1 pseudogene is annotated in these 245 nt (G+C 41.2%); it reads right to left on the bottom strand.

Annotated elements, in window-relative coordinates:
• A pseudogene (locus SB756_RS33950) lies at window positions 1-245 on the bottom strand (hypothetical protein); the annotation flags it as partial.

Raw genomic sequence — 245 nt, 5'->3', positions numbered from 1 at the left:
CTCTTTAAATTCAGCCTCACCGCGTTGCGCTACGCTTTTGTAGGTAATTACATCTAGGCGTGATAAGTCTTTTAGCAACTTACTGTACTCACGCGGATCAACCGTTTGTTTAAATGGAAACGGACGAGCCTGATTAGTACGGCTACTCTCATCTTGAATATCGTAAATTACAACACCGTCGTATTCAATTTCGTGTAAGCGGCCTAATAGTTTTTCTGCAATGGTTTTTAACTGCGCTTTATCAG

The organism is Pseudomonas sp. SIMBA_068, from assembly GCF_046534705.1.
Classification (GTDB): Bacteria; Pseudomonadota; Gammaproteobacteria; order Pseudomonadales; family Pseudomonadaceae; genus Aquipseudomonas; species Aquipseudomonas putida.
The sequence above is the reverse complement of the archived record's forward strand: the minus strand, read 5'-3'. Positions and strand labels throughout refer to the sequence as shown.